Origin of the sequence: Caulobacter sp. BK020 (assembly GCF_004342605.1) — a bacterium.
Taxonomy (GTDB): domain Bacteria; phylum Pseudomonadota; class Alphaproteobacteria; order Caulobacterales; family Caulobacteraceae; genus Caulobacter.
Genome location: NZ_SLZL01000001.1, coordinates 437,993 through 453,731 on the forward strand (window position 1 = coordinate 437,993; position 15,739 = coordinate 453,731).

Consider the following 15,739-nt stretch of genomic DNA (forward strand, 5'->3'; position numbering starts at 1 on the left):
CACCACCACCCGTCGCGCGCCATATCCGCCCATGCGCGACCACGACGCCGACGTCATCATCGCCGGGGCCGGCATGGCCGGGACCACCCTGGCGCTCGCCCTGGCCTCGGCCGGGGTCAAGGCCCTGCTGGTCGATCCCCAGCCGTTCGACGCCCAGCTGGCGGCGACCTTCGACGGCCGCTCGTCGGCCATCGCCTATTCGTCGTTCCGCCAGTGGCGGGCCATCGGGGCCGGCGAGGCGCTGGCGCCGCACGCCCAGCGGATCGAGCAGATCCTGGTCACCGACGGCAAGACGCCGGGCGCGGCCTCGCGCGGACCCTCGCCGTTCTTCCTGCGGTTCGATAGCGGCGAGATCGCCGACCGCTCCGAGGGCGAGCCGCTGGGCTACCTGATCGAGAACCGCCAGATCCGCGCCGCCCTGGCCCGGACCGTGGTCGACAAGGGGATCACCGTGCTGGCCCCGGCCGCCGCCAGGACCCTGGAGGTCACCCCCGCCCGCGCCGCCCTGACCCTGACCGACGGCCGGACCCTCAGCGCCCCGCTGGTGGTCAGCGCCGAGGGGCGCAACGGCGTGCTGCGCAAGGCCGCCGGCATCGGCGACATCGGCTGGAGCTACGGCCAGAGCGGGGTGGTGGCCACCGTGCGGATGCAGCATCCGCACCAGGGCGTGGCTCACGAATATTTCCTGCCCAGCGGCCCGTTCGCCATTCTTCCGCTCACGGACAATCGCGCCAGCCTTGTCTGGACCGAGAGCACCGACCGGGCCGAAGCCTTGCGCGACGCCTCGCCCGAAGCGTTCCACGCCCACCTGATGCGACGGTTCGGCGAGTTCCTGGGCACGGTCGAGATGGCCGGCCCGACCTTCGTCTATCCGCTGTCGCTGTCGCTGGCCGAGCGGCTGGTCGCCCCGCGCCTGGCGCTGATCGGCGACGCCGCCCACGGCGTGCACCCGATCGCCGGCCAGGGCCTGAACCTGGGCCTGAAGGACGCCGCGGCCCTGGCCGAGGTGGTGGCGCAGGCCCTGCGCCACGGCGAGGACATCGGCGCCGAGGCCACGCTGGAACGCTACGCCCGCTGGCGGCGGTTCGACAATGTGTCCAACGCCCTGGCCTTCGATGGTTTCGTGCGCCTGTTTTCCAACGACAACCCGCTGCTGCGCCTGGCGCGCGGCGCGGGCATGGCGGCGGTGAACCGTATCGCCCCGGCCCGGCGGTTCTTCATGCACGAGGCCGGCGGCGGGGTGGGCGACCTGCCCCGGCTGCTGCGGGGCCTGGCGCTCTAGGGTCGCCTCTCCTAGCTCGGCCCCCAGAATGTCCGTCATTCCGGGCCTTGTGCCCGGAACCTCTGTTTCAGCTAACGGTGAAGCGCCTTGGCGCGCCGGCGCGCCACACATCCGCACCTGCTGCGACAAAGGGGTCCCGGGCACAAGGCCCGGAATGACGGCTGAAAGGGTGGCTGGAAGAGGATGAGACCAGCGCCAGGGCGGCGGAGGACTGTCTAATCCTCCAGACTGCGGGCTTCCTCGGGCAGCATAATCGGCACGCCGTCGCGGATCGGATAGGCCAGCTTGGCCGCGTTGCTGATCAGCTCGCCCCGGGCGCGGTCGTAGAACAATGGCGCGCGGCTGACGGGGCAGACCAGCACCTCCAGGAGGCGCGGGTCGAGATCGGCGGGCGGGGGCGGCGGCTGGCTGGTCATCGGGGCGTTCTAAGGGGTTTTCGCGAGGAAGGAAACGGCGGCGCCGTGCGTCCTTCGAGGCCCGCGGGCGCGGGCGCCTCAGGATGAGGAGTTCGTCACCAATCCACGATCCTCATCCTGAGGTGCGAGGCGCAGCCGAGCCTCGAAGGACGCACGGCGCTACTGCAGCATCGTCGGGTCTTCGTCGTCGCCGGCCGCCGCGTCGATCTCCAGCAGGGCCACCAGGGTCTCGCGGCGGTCGGCCAGGGTCGGGGCCTCCAGCAGGGCCTGCTTCTCGACCGGCTCGAACGGGAGGGCCATGGCCAGGCTGTTGATCAGGGCGTCGGACGGCGCGGCCTCGGCGCTGCTCCAGTCGATGGCCAGGCCGCGATGGTCGAGATAGCGGCGCAGGGCGTCCAGCAGGGACGAAGGGTCGCTGCTCGCGCCGCTGTCGGGCGCCCCTTCCCGCAGATCGTCCTCGAACGCCGCGAAATCGGCGCGCACCTGGCGGTAGGGCCCGCGGGCCGGCAGCTCCTCACCCAGGCGGAACCGGCACACCCCGGTCAGGGTGACCAGATAGCGGCCGTCGCTGGTCTCGGCGAAGCTGGTCACCCGGCCAGCGCAGCCGACGGGCGCCAGGTTCGGCCGCTCGGCGTCGCCGCCCGGACGGGTCTGGACCATGCCGATGATCCGCTCGCCCGACATCGCGTCGTCGAACATGTTCAGATAGCGCGGCTCGAAGATGTTCAGCGGCAGCTGGCCGCCCGGCAACAACAGGGCGCCGTCCAGCGGGAACACCGGGATCACCAGCGGCAGGTCGTCCGCCCTTCGATAGGATCCTGGCATGCGACGCTCCCTTATCCGACCAACCCGGCCTAACTGAACAGGATCGATGACAGCCGCTTGCGGCCGGCCTTGGCCACTTCCGACGCGTAGCCGGCGGCCTCGAAGACGGTCAGCAGCTGCTTGCGGGCCGCCTCGTCGTTCCAGGCACGGTCGCGTTCGATGATGGTCAGAAGATGGTCGGACGCGGCCTGGAGACGGCCGGCGCCGGCCAGGGCCTTGGCCAGCTCGAAGCGGGCCTCGTGGTCGTCGGCGTCGGCGGCCAGGCGCCTTTCGAACGGCGCGGTCTCGGACGGGGCGTCCTGCGCCAGGGCCAGGGCGGCGCGGACGCTTTCCAGGTCCGGATCCTTGGCGTCGGCCGGGGCCGTGGCCGCCACCTCGCGGGCGCCCTCCAGGTCGCCGCCGGCCAGGTAGCAGCGGGCCAGGCCGCCGATGGCCTTCAGGTTGGCCGGATCCCTCTGCAGAACCTGGGCGAAGGCCTGGGCCGCGCCGCCCAGGTCGCCGAGATCCAGCGACTCCTTGGCCATAGCCAGCAGGGCGTCGACGTCGCTCTCGGCCGGCGGCCCGGCCAGGCGGTCGATGAACGCCTTGACCTGGCTCTCGGGCAGGGCGCCCTGGAAGCCGTCGACCGGCTGGCCGTTGACGAAGGCGTAGACGGTGGGGATCGACTGCACGCGCAGCTGGCCCGAATAGCCGGGGTTCTTGTCGACGTCGATCTTGACCAGCTTGACCGCCCCGCCGGCCGCGTTGACCGCCTTTTCCAGGGCCGGGGTCAGCTGGCGGCACGGACCGCACCAAGTGGCCCAGAAGTCGACGATCACCGGCTGGGTCTTCGACGCCTCGATCACGTCGGCCATGAAGCTGGCGTCCGTGCCGTCCTTGATGTGCGGACTCTTGGCGCCCCCTTGCCCATTGGGAGCGCCGGCTTGGATGGGAGCGGGGGTGTCGCCGATCAGGGCCATGGGGTCTCTCTAATACGCGGGTCTTGAACGCACGGGGCGCCGAATGGATCGGCGGGGGCGGGACGCGGGCGTCCCCTCTCGGCGGCCAAGATGGTCCCTCGGGGCGCGGTTCGCAATCGGTCGATCGGCTTAATGAACCACCGTCATCGCCGCGAAATCGACGATCATCGGCGTGATCCCCAGCGCCGCCAGGAACCGGCGCAAGCCGTTCTGCGAAACCGCCGTGGTGGCGTCGTTGGCCAATGGGTGGAAGTTGACCGGATCGGCCTTGGCCAGGGCCGCGTCGAGCACGAAGCGCACGCGACGCTCGACATCGTTGATCAGGCCGAAGGCGGTGACCGAGCCCGGCGTGACGCCCAGGGTCTCCTGCATCAGCTCCGCGCTGCCGAACGACAGCCGGGCCGAGCCGATCACCGTGTGCAGGCGCTTGAGGTCGATCGCCGTCTCGCCCAGGGCCGAGATCAGCCACAGCTGGCCCTTGGCGTCCTTGAGGAACAGGTTCTTGGTGTGGCCCCCGGGCAGGGCCGCCTTGATCTCCAGCCCCTCCTCCACGCGGAACACCGGCGGATGGTCGAGGGTGGAATGGGCGACGCCGTGGGCGTCGAGAAAGGCGAACAGGTCGGCCCGGCTCTTCATCGAGGTGGTCATGAGGGACTTCCTAGCCGAGCCCCCGCCCGCTAGACCAGACGCAAGACAGCCAGGGAAGAAGAGAGCCGGCATGGAACTGGAGTGCTACCCCACCGAGGCCCGCCCGCCGGAGATCGTGCCGGGCCGACCGCAACGGGCCTGGATGGACCATTTCGCCGACCGCCATCCCTATCGCTGCCTGCCCCTGACCATGGCCAACACCACCGGCTGGGAGATCCTGTGCCCGGTCGGCTTCACGGCGACCTGGGACGGCGGGGCGCACCAGAACTGCATCACCTTCCGCGCCGACCACCCGCATCCGGGCTTCGACGACTTCGTCAAGTCGCACTTCTCGCGCGGCACCATCACCTTCCACACCGGCTACCTGTTCCGCACCCCGCCCGGCTGGTCGATCTGGACCATGGGCCCGCCCAACCATGTCAAGGACGGCGTCCAGCCGCTGGCGGGGCTGGTCGAGACCGACTGGCTGCCGTTCCCCTTCACGATGAACTGGATCTTCACCCGCCCGGGCACGGTGCGCTTCGAGAAGGGCGAGCCGTTCTGCTTCTTCATGATGATCCAGGACAAGCCGCTGGAGCAGGTGCAGCCGGTGATCCGGTCGATGAACTCCAACCCCGACCTGCGCGGCCAGTACGACGCCTGGGCCGCCAAGCGCGGCGAGTTCAACGCCCGGATCTTCAAGCGCGAGCCGGAGGCGATGAAGGAGGCTTGGCAGCGCTTCTACTTCAAGGGCGAGTTCCCCGAGGAGATCGAGGCCCCGGCCCCCGCGGCCCACGTCAACAAGCGGCGGCTCAAGGCGCCGAAGGTCGGGTAGTCGATGAAGAGGCGCGCGCATCGCACGCCGCTGTCGATCTGGATCATCGCCGCGATCTGGTCGCTCGGCGCCCTGGCGCCGGCCCTTCGTTGGACGATGAACGCATGGTCGACCGGCGGCGGAGCGGTCGTGGCGCTGCTCGTCGTGACGCTCGTCTTCGTAATCTATCACGCCGTCGCACTGGTCCGTCTCAGCCGCTGGCCGATCGTGCTGCAAGTCGCGACGATCGCGTGGAGTGTCATCGGCCGGGCCTTGACCGGAAACTTCGACGTGGGTTCCACCTCCGTCCTTGGCCTTCTCCTGATGTGGGCCCCGTTTGGCGTTTATCTCGCCTGCACCCTGCCCCACTGGCGCAAGATGAGCTGGGCGCTGTTCGGGCGCCCCTATCGGCCGGCCGAGGATCGGGTCGAGGTCTTTACCTAGAAAGCCGCCCGGGAGCGCCCCGGCCTCCGGGCACGACAGCGTCTGCAGAATACTCTGCTTGACAGAGTTCGCAATCATGGTAACTCTGCATAACAGAGCGCTCTGAGCGCGAACTTCAACGGAGGGTGCGATGGGCATTTCCAAGAGCGAGGCGGCGTCCGCGCTGGCCGATATCGAGAGCACGGCCGGCCGCGGCCGTCTGCTGAAGGGCTATCAGATCGGCGGACCGATCCTGATGGCCTGGGGCGCGGTCTGGGCGCTGGGCTATTGCGCCATGGGCCTGCTGGCGCCCGATCGGTGGGGCGTCAGTTGGCTGGTGCTGGACGCGATCGGCGTCGCGGCGACAATCCTCCTGAGCCGACGGGGCAAGCGAGAGGTCGCGGCGGGGGCCAGGGCCGCGAACGGCTGGAAGACCGCGGCCGGCGCCTTCGCGATCCTGGCCTTCGTGGCGGCGACCTACGCCGTGTTCCGGCCGACCTCGGTCGAGCCCGCCATCGTCTTTCCGGGCCTGGTCACGGGCCTGGTCTATGCCGGGGTCGGCGTCGCCTTCGCGCCCCGCTACCTGTGGATCGGCGCGGCGGTGTCCGCCGCCAGCCTGGTGGGCTGGTTCTTCTTCCAGCCGTGGCTGGCCTTCTGGATGGCGGCGGTCGGCGGCGGCGGGCTGTTCGTCGGCGGCCTGTGGCTGCGGAGGGCGTGAGCGTGGCGCAGCTGGACGAACTGATCCACCAGCCGCTGCGGCTGAAGATCATGGCCGCGCTGCACGCCGAGCGCGACGCCGAGCCGGTGGAGTTCTCGCGCCTCAAGGCCGTCACCCAGGCCACCGACGGCAATCTGGGCAGCCACCTGACCACCCTGGAGAAGGCCGGCTATGTCGAGATCGCCAAGGACTTCGTCGGCAAGAAGCCCCGCACCCGCGTCGCCCTGACCCCGGTCGGCCGCAAGGCCTTCCGCCGCCACGTCGACTATCTGCGCGCCGTGGTCGAGGGGGTGGACGGGGATTGATCAATCTTAAATCGGCACTATTCAAATTACTATCATCGCTTGCGTGGCGCGAGCGTTGCCTTCACCATCGGAGTCGCAACCATGGGTCGCATCTCGCGTCCCTCAGTGAAAGGCGAAATGGTCATGGCGCTCAAAATGGCGACGAAAATCAAAATTCTGGCCGGCGTCCTCCTCGCGTCGAGCGTGGCGGCGGGCGTCGCCCTGGCCCTGCCGGCCTATTCAGTGGTGACTTACTACTATTCCGACGAGGCGAAGACCGACGAGGTCGGCTCGTCGGTCCTGACCTGCAACGGCAATTACACCTTGGCCGGCCAGCAGACCCAGTATGCGACCGTCGAGCGGGAATGGTGCGGCAACACCCAGTGGCCCAACTAGACGGCCAACAGGAATACGTAGCCGTCCTTAGGGAGCGTCCGTTAGGGGGCGCTCCCGAATTTCGCCCGACCTTCGCGGGGCGTACCAAGGCGTCATGACCGGCCCGAGGCGGACCGGCCCTTTCGGGGAAACCATCATGACCAGCCCAGCCGTCGACCTGACCGTCCACCACCAGCCCGCCGGCGCCTCGGACCGCGTCGCCTACGGCTTCGTCAAGCTGCTGCGCTTCTTCGCCGACACCTTCTTCGCCAAGCGCTACGGCCACCGGGCCGTGGTCCTGGAGACCGTCGCCGCCGTGCCCGGCATGGTCGGCGCGACGCTGAACCACCTGAAGTGCCTGCGCCGGATGGAGGACGACCGGGGCTGGATCAAGACCCTGATGGACGAGGCCGAGAACGAGCGGATGCACCTGATGACCTTCATCCAGGTGGCCAGGCCGACGATGTTCGAACGCTTCGTGGTCGTGGCCGCCCAGTGGGTGTTCTACCTGTTCTTCTTCGGCCTCTACCTGGTCAGCTCCAGGACCGCCCACCGGGTGGTCGGCTATTTCGAGGAGGAGGCGGTGATCAGCTACACCCACTACCTGGCCGAGATCGACGAGGGCCGCAGCCCTAACGTCGCCGCCCCGCAAATCGCGCTCGACTACTGGAACCTGCCCGCCGGCGCCACCCTGCGCGACGTGGTCGAGGTGGTGCGGGCCGACGAGGCTCACCACCGCGACGTCAACCACGGCTTCGCCAACGAACTGCGCGGCCTGCCGCACGGCGACATCGCGCCCTGCCCGCCGCACGTGGTGCTGGAGCCGAACTGGAAGACGGCGGCCTGACGCCGCCCGCCAGCTCAGGCCCTGCGCGCGCCCCGAGGGTTCAACCCTCGGGGCGTTGTGCCGCCTGGGGGCGCTTTCCGAGCACTGAACGCCGCGCGTGATCCCGGTCCTTCGACCTCGGCGTCGAACGCCTCAGACCGCCTTCACCGCCGTGACGATCGACCTGACCACCTTCTTGACCAGGGCCGGGTCGTCGCCCTCGGCCATGATGCGGATCAGCGGCTCGGTGCCGGACGGGCGGACCACGATGCGGCCCGCGCCGTTCAGCTGGGCCTCGCCGTCGGCGATGGCTTCCTTGACGGTCTTGTGCTCCAGCGGCTTGCCGCCGGCGAAGCGGACGTTTTCCAGCAGCTGCGGCACGGGCTCGAACTGGCGGCCCAGGGCGCTCATCGGTTGGCCGCTCTCGATCAGCACCGCCATCACCTGCAGGGCCGCGATCAGTCCGTCGCCGGTGGTCGAGAAGTCCGACAGGATCACGTGGCCCGACTGCTCGCCGCCGATATTGAAGCCGCCCTCGCGCATGCGGGCCATCACATAGCGGTCGCCGACGCTGGTGCGCTCCAGCTTCAGGCCGTTGTCGGTCATCAGCCGCTCGAGGCCGAGATTGGACATCACGGTGGCGACCACGCCGCCCGACTTCAGCTTGCCGGCCTTGGCCAGGGCCAGGGCGATGATGGCCATGATCTGGTCACCGTCGACCACCACGCCCTTCTCGTCGCAGATCACCAGCCGGTCGGCGTCGCCGTCCAGGGCCACGCCGATGTCGGCGCGATACTCGCGCACCATCTTGGCCATGGCTTCGGGGTGGGTCGAGCCGCACTCGGCGTTGATGTTGGTCCCGTCGGGCGAGACCCCGACCTCGATCACCTCGGCGCCCAGCTCGTACAGCGCCGTGGGCGCGACGCGATAGGCCGCGCCGTGGGCGCAGTCGATCACCACCCTCAGGCCCGACAGCGACAGGTGGCGCGGGAACGTGGCCTTGACGATCTCGACATAGCGGGCCTGGGCGTCGTCGATGCGCTTGACCCGGCCAAGGCCTCGCGGCGGCGCCAGGCCTTCCTGCAGGCCCTCGTCCATCAGGGCCTCGATCTTCAGCTCCTGCTCGTCCGACAGCTTGTAGCCGTCGGGGCCGAACAGCTTGATGCCGTTGTCGGCGAAGTCGTTGTGGCTGGCGCTGATCATCACGCCCAGGTCGGCGCGCATCGAGCGGGTCATCATCGCCACGGCCGGGGTGGGCAGCGGGCCGAACAGGCGCACATCCATGCCGACGCTGGCGAAGCCGGCGACCAGGGCCGGCTCGATCATGTAGCCCGACAGCCGAGTGTCCTTGCCGATCACCACAAGGTGGCGGCGGTCGTCCTGCGAGCGGAACAGCTTGCCGGCCGCCAGGCCGACCCGCAGGGCGACCTCGGCGGTCATCGGATGCTTGTTGGCCTGGCCGCGGATGCCGTCGGTGCCGAAATAGGCGCGCTTGCTCATTGGTCTGGTCTCGCCCGGGCGTGACGCCGTCACGCTCTCATTGTTTGGTCCGGATCATTCCGCCGGAATGACCCCAGGGTCTAGATCGGACACCGTAATGATCCGAAATGCAGATTTATGAGGGCTGGACCTGCACGAATGCTAAAGGCCCAGCGCGAAATAACCGTGTCACAGCCATAGTCCCTGGCACGGCGTTCTACAAAGGATCATGGCCCATGTGCGGCATCATCGGCATCGTCGGAAAAGAACCCGTCGCCGGACGCCTGGTCGACAGCCTCAAGCGCCTCGAATATCGCGGCTACGACTCGGCCGGGGTCGCCGCCGTCGTCGACGGCAAGGTCCAGCGCCGCCGGGCCCAGGGCAAGATCAAGAACCTCGAAGCCGTGCTGGCCGAGCAGCCGCTGGCCGCCCGCAACGGCATCGGCCACGTCCGCTGGGCCACGCACGGCGCGCCCACCGTCACCAACGCCCACCCCCACACGGCCGGCCGCGTCACCCTGGTGCACAACGGCATCATCGAGAACTTCGCCGAGCTGAAGGCCGAGCTGCAGGCCGCCGGCCGCACGTTCGAGAGCGACACCGACACCGAGGTGATCGCCCAATTGATCGACGCCGAGCTGGCCACCGGCCTGGCCCCGCTGGAGGCGTTCAAGGCCACCCTGGACCGCCTGACCGGCGCCTATGCCCTGGCGGTGCTGGTCGAGGGCGCGGACGACCTGATCCTGGGCGCCCGGCGCGGCAGCCCGCTGGTGGTCGGCGAGGGCCAGGGCGAGATGTTCCTGGGCTCGGACGCCCTGGCCGTCGGCCCGTTCACCAACCGGGTGATCTATCTGGAGGAAGGCGACTACGTGGCCATCGACCACGACGGAGCCCGGATCTTCGACGCGGCTGGCGCGGCCGTGACCCGGCCGGTCAAGCTGGTCCCCGCCTCGGCGGTGATGATGGAGAAGGGCAACTACCGGCACTTCATGGAAAAGGAGATCCATGACCAGCCGGAGGGCTGCCAGCGGACGATCTCGGCCTATGTCGACGCCCTGACCGCCCGCACCGCCATGCCCGGCGACATCGACTTCAAGGCGCTGGAGCGGATCCAGATCGTCGCCTGCGGCACCTCCTACATCGCCGGGGTGATCGGCAAGTACCTGATCGAGCAGCTGGCCGACCTGCCGGTCGATGTCGAGATCGCCTCGGAATTCCGCTACCGCCAGCCGGCCCTGCGGCCGGGCTCGCTGGTCATCGCCATGTCGCAGTCGGGCGAGACCGCCGACACCCTGGCCGCCCTGCGCTACTGCAAGGCCAAGGGCATGAAAAGCGCGGTGGTGGTCAACGCCCAGGAATCGACCATGGCCCGCGAGGTCGACGTGGTCTGGCCGATCCATTGCGGCCCCGAGATCGGCGTCGCCTCGACCAAAGCCTTCACCGCCCAGGTCAGCGTGATGATCGCCCTGGCCGTCGCCGCCGCCAAGGCGCGCGGCGCGATCGACGCGGCCGAGGAGCAGCGGATGGTCCGGCTGATGCTGGAGGCCCCGCGGCTGATCGCCGAGGCCATCGGCCTGGAGGACGCCCTCAAGGAGATCGCCAGCGACATCGCCAAGGCCCGCGACGTGCTGTTCCTGGGCCGCGGCCCGATGTCGGCCCTGGCGCTGGAAGGCGCGCTGAAGCTGAAGGAGATCAGCTACATCCACGCCGAGGGCTACGCGGCCGGCGAGCTGAAGCACGGCCCGATCGCCCTGGTCGACGACCAGACGCCGATCATCATCCTGGCCCCCTATGACAGCTATTTCGAGAAGTCGGCCTCGAACATGAGCGAGGTGATGGCCCGCGGCGGCCAGGTGGTGTTCATCACCGACCCGCAAGGCGCCCGGCACGCCCCGGCCGGCGCCCGGGTGGTGGTCACCGCCCCGGCCAGCGACCCGCTGGTCTCGACCCTGGTGATGTCGGCCCCGATCCAGCTCCTGGCCTACCACGTGGCCGTGGTGAAGGGGGCGGACGTGGACCAGCCGCGCAATCTCGCCAAGTCCGTGACGGTGGAATAGGCGCCGGCCGCGCGCCTTCGCGGAAATCGATCACCTCCACAAGGTTGTGATTTGGGCGCGATGCGCGCTGGAGTACTTTGTCGGCGACCAAGGGTCATCGTGGCGGAGGGCGCACGATGGAGACGCCGAGTCTGACGATCACGATTTCGGGCGGCGCCGACCAGGCGACGATCGAGGGCCTGCAGGAGGCCCTGGGCGGCGATCTCCGGCAGGAGACGCGCAAGAGCGGAGAGCTTGTCGACACGATCCGGCTGATCGTCGAGTGGGCTCCGGCCGCCCTGGTGGTTCTCAAGGGCGCCTCGAGCGTCGTCGAAGGCGCGGACCTGGCCACCAAGATCGTCGATCGCATGCTGGCGTGGACCGACGCGCGCGCCGCTCGGCCTTCCGCGGCAGCCCAGGCGCCGGCTCCGGTCGTGGCGATCGCCGGTCCGGACGGCAAGACCGCCGTGACGGAAGACAACCGCGACAAGCTCATCGCCCTGCTGATCGAGGAACTGGCGCGGGCCCGCGCGGGAAACTGAGCATGGACGAGGTCGCGCGGCTGAAGACGGAAATGCTCGCGATGAGCCGGCAGGCCGACATGATCGTGCAGGTCGGCGCGGCTCAGCGCCAGGTCCAGATGATCCTGGCCTCCGCGCCCGACGACACCGCCGGCAAGATCGCCGCGCAGCGTGTCTTCTGCTCGCTCATCGACCAGCTGATCGATCTCGAGACCCCCGCCGCCGGCCCTCAATTGCGCCGCACGATCGAAATGGCGGTGAACGAATACGGCATGCTCGGAGACTGGCTGGCGCTGGCGGGCGACCTCACGGCCGCGGAGGCCGCGTTCGATCGCTGCATCGGCGTGGCGGAGGCGAGCGACGCCGACCTGAAAATCCGTGCCCGGATCAACGTCGCCAGCCACCTGCTCGCGCGGGGCTCCTTCGCCCAGGCCCTGGCGCTCTTGTTGGCCGCGCGCGATCTGGAGGCGACGGCGGGCTGGCCCGCGGCTGTCCAGGTCGATCCCGTCATCGCGGTCGAAGCCAAGCTATCCGAAGCCTATCGCTGGCTCGGCGACGCGGCTCGTGCGCGGGCCGAAAGGGAAAAAGCGCTGGCCCGTCTGGCCGACCGACAGGCGAAGGCCGATCCGATCCAGCGGCTGCTGCTCGAGGGCAAGGATTTCGAACTGCGCCTCGAGGGGATGATCGTCGCGACCGAGGCCGGCGGCGCGGCCCTGGCCGAGGCCGAAGCCGGCCTCGACGCCTTGACGCCGACCTTCCAGGCTCTGGGTATCGCTCCGGCGGCGGCGTTCTATCGCGCCAAGATCGAACTGGCCCGCGGCAGGGCCTCGGCCGCCCTGGCGCTGCTCGATGCGGCGGCGCCGGGATTCCAGGAGTCGGAGATCCTGCGCAACAAGACCGGCATGCTGAAGACGCTCCGCGCCCAGGTCCTGACCAGCCTGGGGCGCGGCGCCGAGGCGGTCATCGACGCGAAGGAAGCGGTCGCCCGCGAGGTGCTGGCCGACAACCGCGAAACCGTGTGGAAGGCGCACTGGCGCCTGGCCCAGGCGGCGATCGCGGCGGGTGACCCTCGTACAGCGCTCGCGGCCTACGACGCGGCGATCGAGGCGGTCGACGGCGTCCGGCGCGTCTCGCTCGGCTATCGGCTCGACAACCTGTTCCTGCGCGAGCGCAAGCCGATGTTCGACGAGGCCATCGACCTCGCCGTCCGTCACGGCGACGCGCGCCGTTGCGCTTGGTACGTCGATGCGGTCAAGTCACGCTTCCTGGCCCCGGCGCTTGCCGCCGGGCCGCCGTGGCCGCCAGCGGCGGCCTGGGTGGACCGCCTCGACAGGCTGGGGGAGGTGATCGACCGGAACGCCGCCGACGACCCCGTCGCGGTCCGGGCGCAGGCCGACCGCGCAGCGATGATCGAGCGTCGACGGATCGACCTGAGCGCGGCCGAAGCCCTCGCGCCGACCCCGCTCGACGTCGAGGCGACGCTGGCCGACCTGCGCACCCGCGGCCAGGCGGCCCTCAGCCTCTACCGGCTCGGCGACCGGATCGTCGCGACCCTCCTTTTCGACACCGCCGAGGTCGAGGCGATCACGCTGGACGCCGCGACCCAAGAGGCGATCCGGCGCTACGCCGGCAACCTGTCTCAGCCGTCGGCCGATCAATCGACCGTCGATTTCGATCCGGCCCGGCTGCGCCTGAGCGCCGAAGCCCTGGTTCCCCCGCGGCTGCTCGCGCGCGCGGTCGCGGCCGACACGCTGCTGATCGCGCCCCACGCCGAGCTGAACCTGATCCCCTGGGCGATGCTGAAGTTCCGGGACGGACGCCTGTGCCAGGCGGTTCCGGTCGGGGTCGCGCCCAATCTGGCGGCCATCGCCCCGCTGGCGGCCCGCCCGATCGCGGCGGCCAAGCTCGCCCTGATCGGCGCTCCCGACGAAACGGGGACGCCCGAGGACGAGCAGCTGCGTCACACCCTGCCCGAGATCGAGGCCTTGGCCGCGCTCTACGCCGCCCACGGGGGCCTGCTCGCACCGTCTTCGGTCGGGGCGGAGGCGACGCTCGCCCGCTTTCGGGATCTGCTGGACGATCCGGCCGCGAAGGACGGCGTCCTCCATGTCTCGGGCCACGGCGTCTTCGCCCGGGACGATCCGGCCGGATCGGGACTGAAGCTCCACCGGCGGCGCCTGACCGCCGCCGAGATCGCCACGCGACCGCTGGCCTTCGCCGAAGTCACCCTGTCGGCGTGCAGCACCGCCCTGCGCCCGACGGCGGTCGGCGACGTGGCCTTGTTGGGCGACGACGTTGTCGGCCTTCCCGCGAGCTTCCTCGAAGCCGGCGCCGGCGCCCTGCTCGTCTCGATCACCGAGGCCGAGGACGCCGCGAGCGCGGCGTTTCAATGCGACTACCACCAGCGTCGGATCGCCGGCGCGCCGCCGCTGGCGGCGCTGGCCGCGACCCAGGACGCGATGCTCGCCGACGCGCGGTTCAGGCCCCACGAATGGGCGGGCTTCTGTCTCTATTCCACCAGGTGACGCTCCGAAACCGAAGGCGAGACATCCACATGAAGGACACCGGCATGATCGCCGCCAAGATCCAATTGGCGATACAGCACGAGGACCGCCACCACAGCGTCCATGCGGCGTTGCTGCAGCACGCGCGGGACATCGGCGGCGCGATGACCGACGATGACGCCCGGTTCCTGATCGACCAGACCAAGGCCGTCCTGTCGATCGTGCCGAACACCCTGAGCGCGGCGGGCGCCGCGGCGAAGGGCGCCGGCTACGAACGGGTCGTCGCCGAACTGACCAAACGACTCGTGGCCTATTGGGCGGAGGCCAATGACGTCGTTCCCGACCATCTGGGCATGATCGGCGTCCTGGACGACGCCTATTGCACCCTCGCCGCCCTCGACCGGATGTCCAAGGCCTGCGCGGCGCGAACCGGCCGGTCGCTCGTCGACGGCGATCTCGGCGAAACCCTCAAGTTCCTGCACTGGCTGCTGGGCGATGCGATCATCGCTCGCCTCAACGCACTGGTCGAGGCCGACATGCGCACCAATCCCTGGCTCGACCTGATCAACAACCTGGCCGCCCAGCTGGGCCAGATGCCGCAGATGCCGGTGGCGAACCCGGTCTGGGGCACGATGAGCACCGGGCAGATCGTCGACCACCAGGTCAACCTCATGCGGCCGCCGCCGCCCTCGTGGCGCTAGAGCAAGTCGCGCAATGTAGGAATCGCACGACTTGCTCTAGATTTTTGTTTTCGCATCGCTTTTGCGAAAAAACCAGCGTCCACTTTTCCGCGCGCTGCTCTAGGGCCAATCCACATTCAGGCTTCCCAGGCCTGAAGAGTGCTGAATCAATCCGATCCGGATTTTCTGATTCGGAGCGGATTGATGGGTGTGAAGCGCTACGAGCTGAGTGAGGCGCAGTGGATGCGGATTGCGCCGCTTCTGCCGGGCAAGGCGACAGATCCCGGTCGGACGGCGGCGGATAACCGCTTGTTCGTCAACGGGGTTTTGTGGGTGCTGCGGTCGGGGGCCTTCTGGCAGCACCTGCCGGAGCGTTATGGCAAATGGAAGAGCGTCCACGCCCGCTTCACGCGATGGGCCAAGAACGGCGTCTGGGAGAAGGTGTTCGCCGAACTGATCAAGGCCCGCGACAACAAATACCTGATGCTCGACTCCACCCTGGTCCGCGTCCACCAGCAGGCCGCGGGCGGAAAAGGGGGGCCCAAAGTCAGGCGTTGGGGCGTTCCCGAGGCGGACTGACCACCAAGATCCATATGGTCTGCGACACCCTTGGCCGGCCGCTGCGCTTCATCCTCACCGCCGGCCAGCGCCACGACTGCCTCTCGGCCAAGGCCCTGCTGGAGGGGTTCGACGCCGAAGCGGTGCTCGCTGACAAAGCCTATGACAATAACGACTTGCGCCAGACCATCGCCGACATGAAGGCTGCGGCCGTGATCCCTTCAACCCGCTCCCGCAAGGTCCCGATCCCGCACGACGAGGTCGCCTACAAGGACGCAATCGCATCGAACGCTGCTTCAACAAGCTCAAGCACTTCCGCCGCTTCGCCACCCGCTACGACAGGCTGAGCGTCCACTTCCTCGCCTTCATCCACCTCGCCGCCGTCATGCTCTGGCTGCGCTGAATGTGGATT

At 69.2% G+C, this 15,739-nt stretch carries 16 protein-coding genes and 1 pseudogene; 12 read left to right on the top strand and 5 right to left on the bottom strand.

Annotation, left to right across the window (positions count from 1 at the left end; translation table 11 throughout):
- The first annotated feature begins 31 nt into the window (after positions 1-31).
- Positions 32-1,282, top strand: coding sequence for a UbiH/UbiF/VisC/COQ6 family ubiquinone biosynthesis hydroxylase (locus EV278_RS02075; RefSeq protein WP_132086165.1), 1,251 nt, complete (start codon positions 32-34; stop codon positions 1,280-1,282).
- Positions 1,283-1,497: 215 nt separating this feature from the next.
- Here EV278_RS02075 and EV278_RS02080 read toward each other — a convergent pair whose 3' ends face one another.
- The 4 genes from EV278_RS02080 to EV278_RS02095 form a co-directional block, all read right to left on the bottom strand.
- Positions 1,498-1,698 carry a Trm112 family protein gene (locus tag EV278_RS02080; RefSeq protein WP_132086167.1) on the bottom strand — a complete coding sequence of 67 codons (201 nt, stop codon included), beginning with the start codon at positions 1,696-1,698 and terminating at the stop codon, positions 1,498-1,500.
- A 159-nt stretch (positions 1,699-1,857) separates the two neighbouring features.
- Positions 1,858-2,523 (bottom strand): LON peptidase substrate-binding domain-containing protein, encoded by a 666-nt coding sequence (locus tag EV278_RS02085; protein WP_132086169.1) that lies wholly within the window; start codon positions 2,521-2,523, stop codon positions 1,858-1,860.
- 29 nt (positions 2,524-2,552) lie between these two features.
- Entirely contained in the window at positions 2,553-3,482 is a 930-nt protein-coding gene (locus tag EV278_RS02090; protein WP_132086171.1) for a co-chaperone YbbN, read from the bottom strand.
- A 129-nt stretch (positions 3,483-3,611) separates the two neighbouring features.
- Entirely contained in the window at positions 3,612-4,118 is a 507-nt protein-coding gene (locus tag EV278_RS02095; protein WP_132086318.1) for a prolyl-tRNA synthetase associated domain-containing protein, read from the bottom strand.
- An 82-nt stretch (positions 4,119-4,200) separates the two neighbouring features.
- On the opposite strand from EV278_RS02095, the gene EV278_RS02100 reads away from it, so the two are divergent.
- The 6 genes from EV278_RS02100 (at position 4,201) to EV278_RS02125 (ending at position 7,570) form a co-directional block, all read left to right on the top strand.
- Positions 4,201-4,944: a DUF6065 family protein gene (locus EV278_RS02100; RefSeq protein WP_132086173.1), complete on the top strand. Its 744-nt coding sequence runs from the start codon at positions 4,201-4,203 to the stop codon at positions 4,942-4,944.
- 3 nt (positions 4,945-4,947) lie between these two features.
- Positions 4,948-5,367 carry a hypothetical protein gene (locus EV278_RS02105; protein ID WP_132086175.1) on the top strand — a complete coding sequence of 140 codons (420 nt, stop codon included), beginning with the start codon at positions 4,948-4,950 and terminating at the stop codon, positions 5,365-5,367.
- 130 nt (positions 5,368-5,497) lie between these two features.
- Positions 5,498-6,064 carry a hypothetical protein gene (locus EV278_RS02110; protein ID WP_132086177.1) on the top strand — a complete coding sequence of 189 codons (567 nt, stop codon included), beginning with the start codon at positions 5,498-5,500 and terminating at the stop codon, positions 6,062-6,064.
- A 2-nt stretch (positions 6,065-6,066) separates the two neighbouring features.
- On the top strand, positions 6,067-6,369 hold the full coding sequence (locus tag EV278_RS02115) for a transcriptional regulator (protein WP_132086179.1): 303 nt from the start codon (positions 6,067-6,069) through the stop codon (positions 6,367-6,369).
- Between the two features lie 135 nt (positions 6,370-6,504).
- On the top strand, positions 6,505-6,744 hold the full coding sequence (locus EV278_RS02120) for a hypothetical protein (protein ID WP_132086181.1): 240 nt from the start codon (positions 6,505-6,507) through the stop codon (positions 6,742-6,744).
- 136 nt (positions 6,745-6,880) lie between these two features.
- A complete protein-coding gene (locus EV278_RS02125) occupies positions 6,881-7,570 on the top strand; it encodes an alternative oxidase (protein WP_132086183.1) in 690 nt (229 codons plus the stop codon).
- A gap of 132 nt (positions 7,571-7,702) precedes the next feature.
- Here EV278_RS02125 and glmM read toward each other — a convergent pair whose 3' ends face one another.
- Positions 7,703-9,049 carry a phosphoglucosamine mutase gene (gene glmM, locus EV278_RS02130; RefSeq protein ID WP_132086185.1) on the bottom strand — a complete coding sequence of 449 codons (1,347 nt, stop codon included), beginning with the start codon at positions 9,047-9,049 and terminating at the stop codon, positions 7,703-7,705.
- 215 nt (positions 9,050-9,264) lie between these two features.
- Here glmM and glmS point away from each other — a divergent pair, with 215 nt between their 5' ends.
- The 5 genes and pseudogenes from glmS (at position 9,265) to EV278_RS24670 (ending at position 15,730) form a co-directional block, all read left to right on the top strand.
- Positions 9,265-11,085: a glutamine--fructose-6-phosphate transaminase (isomerizing) gene (gene glmS, locus EV278_RS02135; RefSeq protein WP_132086187.1), complete on the top strand. Its 1,821-nt coding sequence runs from the start codon at positions 9,265-9,267 to the stop codon at positions 11,083-11,085.
- A gap of 116 nt (positions 11,086-11,201) precedes the next feature.
- Positions 11,202-11,606 (top strand): hypothetical protein, encoded by a 405-nt coding sequence (locus EV278_RS02140; RefSeq protein WP_132086189.1) that lies wholly within the window; start codon positions 11,202-11,204, stop codon positions 11,604-11,606.
- Between the two features lie 2 nt (positions 11,607-11,608).
- Entirely contained in the window at positions 11,609-14,110 is a 2,502-nt protein-coding gene (locus EV278_RS02145; RefSeq protein WP_132086191.1) for a CHAT domain-containing protein, read from the top strand.
- A 29-nt stretch (positions 14,111-14,139) separates the two neighbouring features.
- A complete protein-coding gene (locus EV278_RS02150; RefSeq protein WP_132086193.1) occupies positions 14,140-14,790 on the top strand; it encodes a hypothetical protein in 651 nt (216 codons plus the stop codon).
- A gap of 189 nt (positions 14,791-14,979) precedes the next feature.
- A pseudogene (locus tag EV278_RS24670) lies at positions 14,980-15,730 on the top strand (IS5 family transposase).
- Positions 15,731-15,739: the final 9 nt, after the last annotated feature.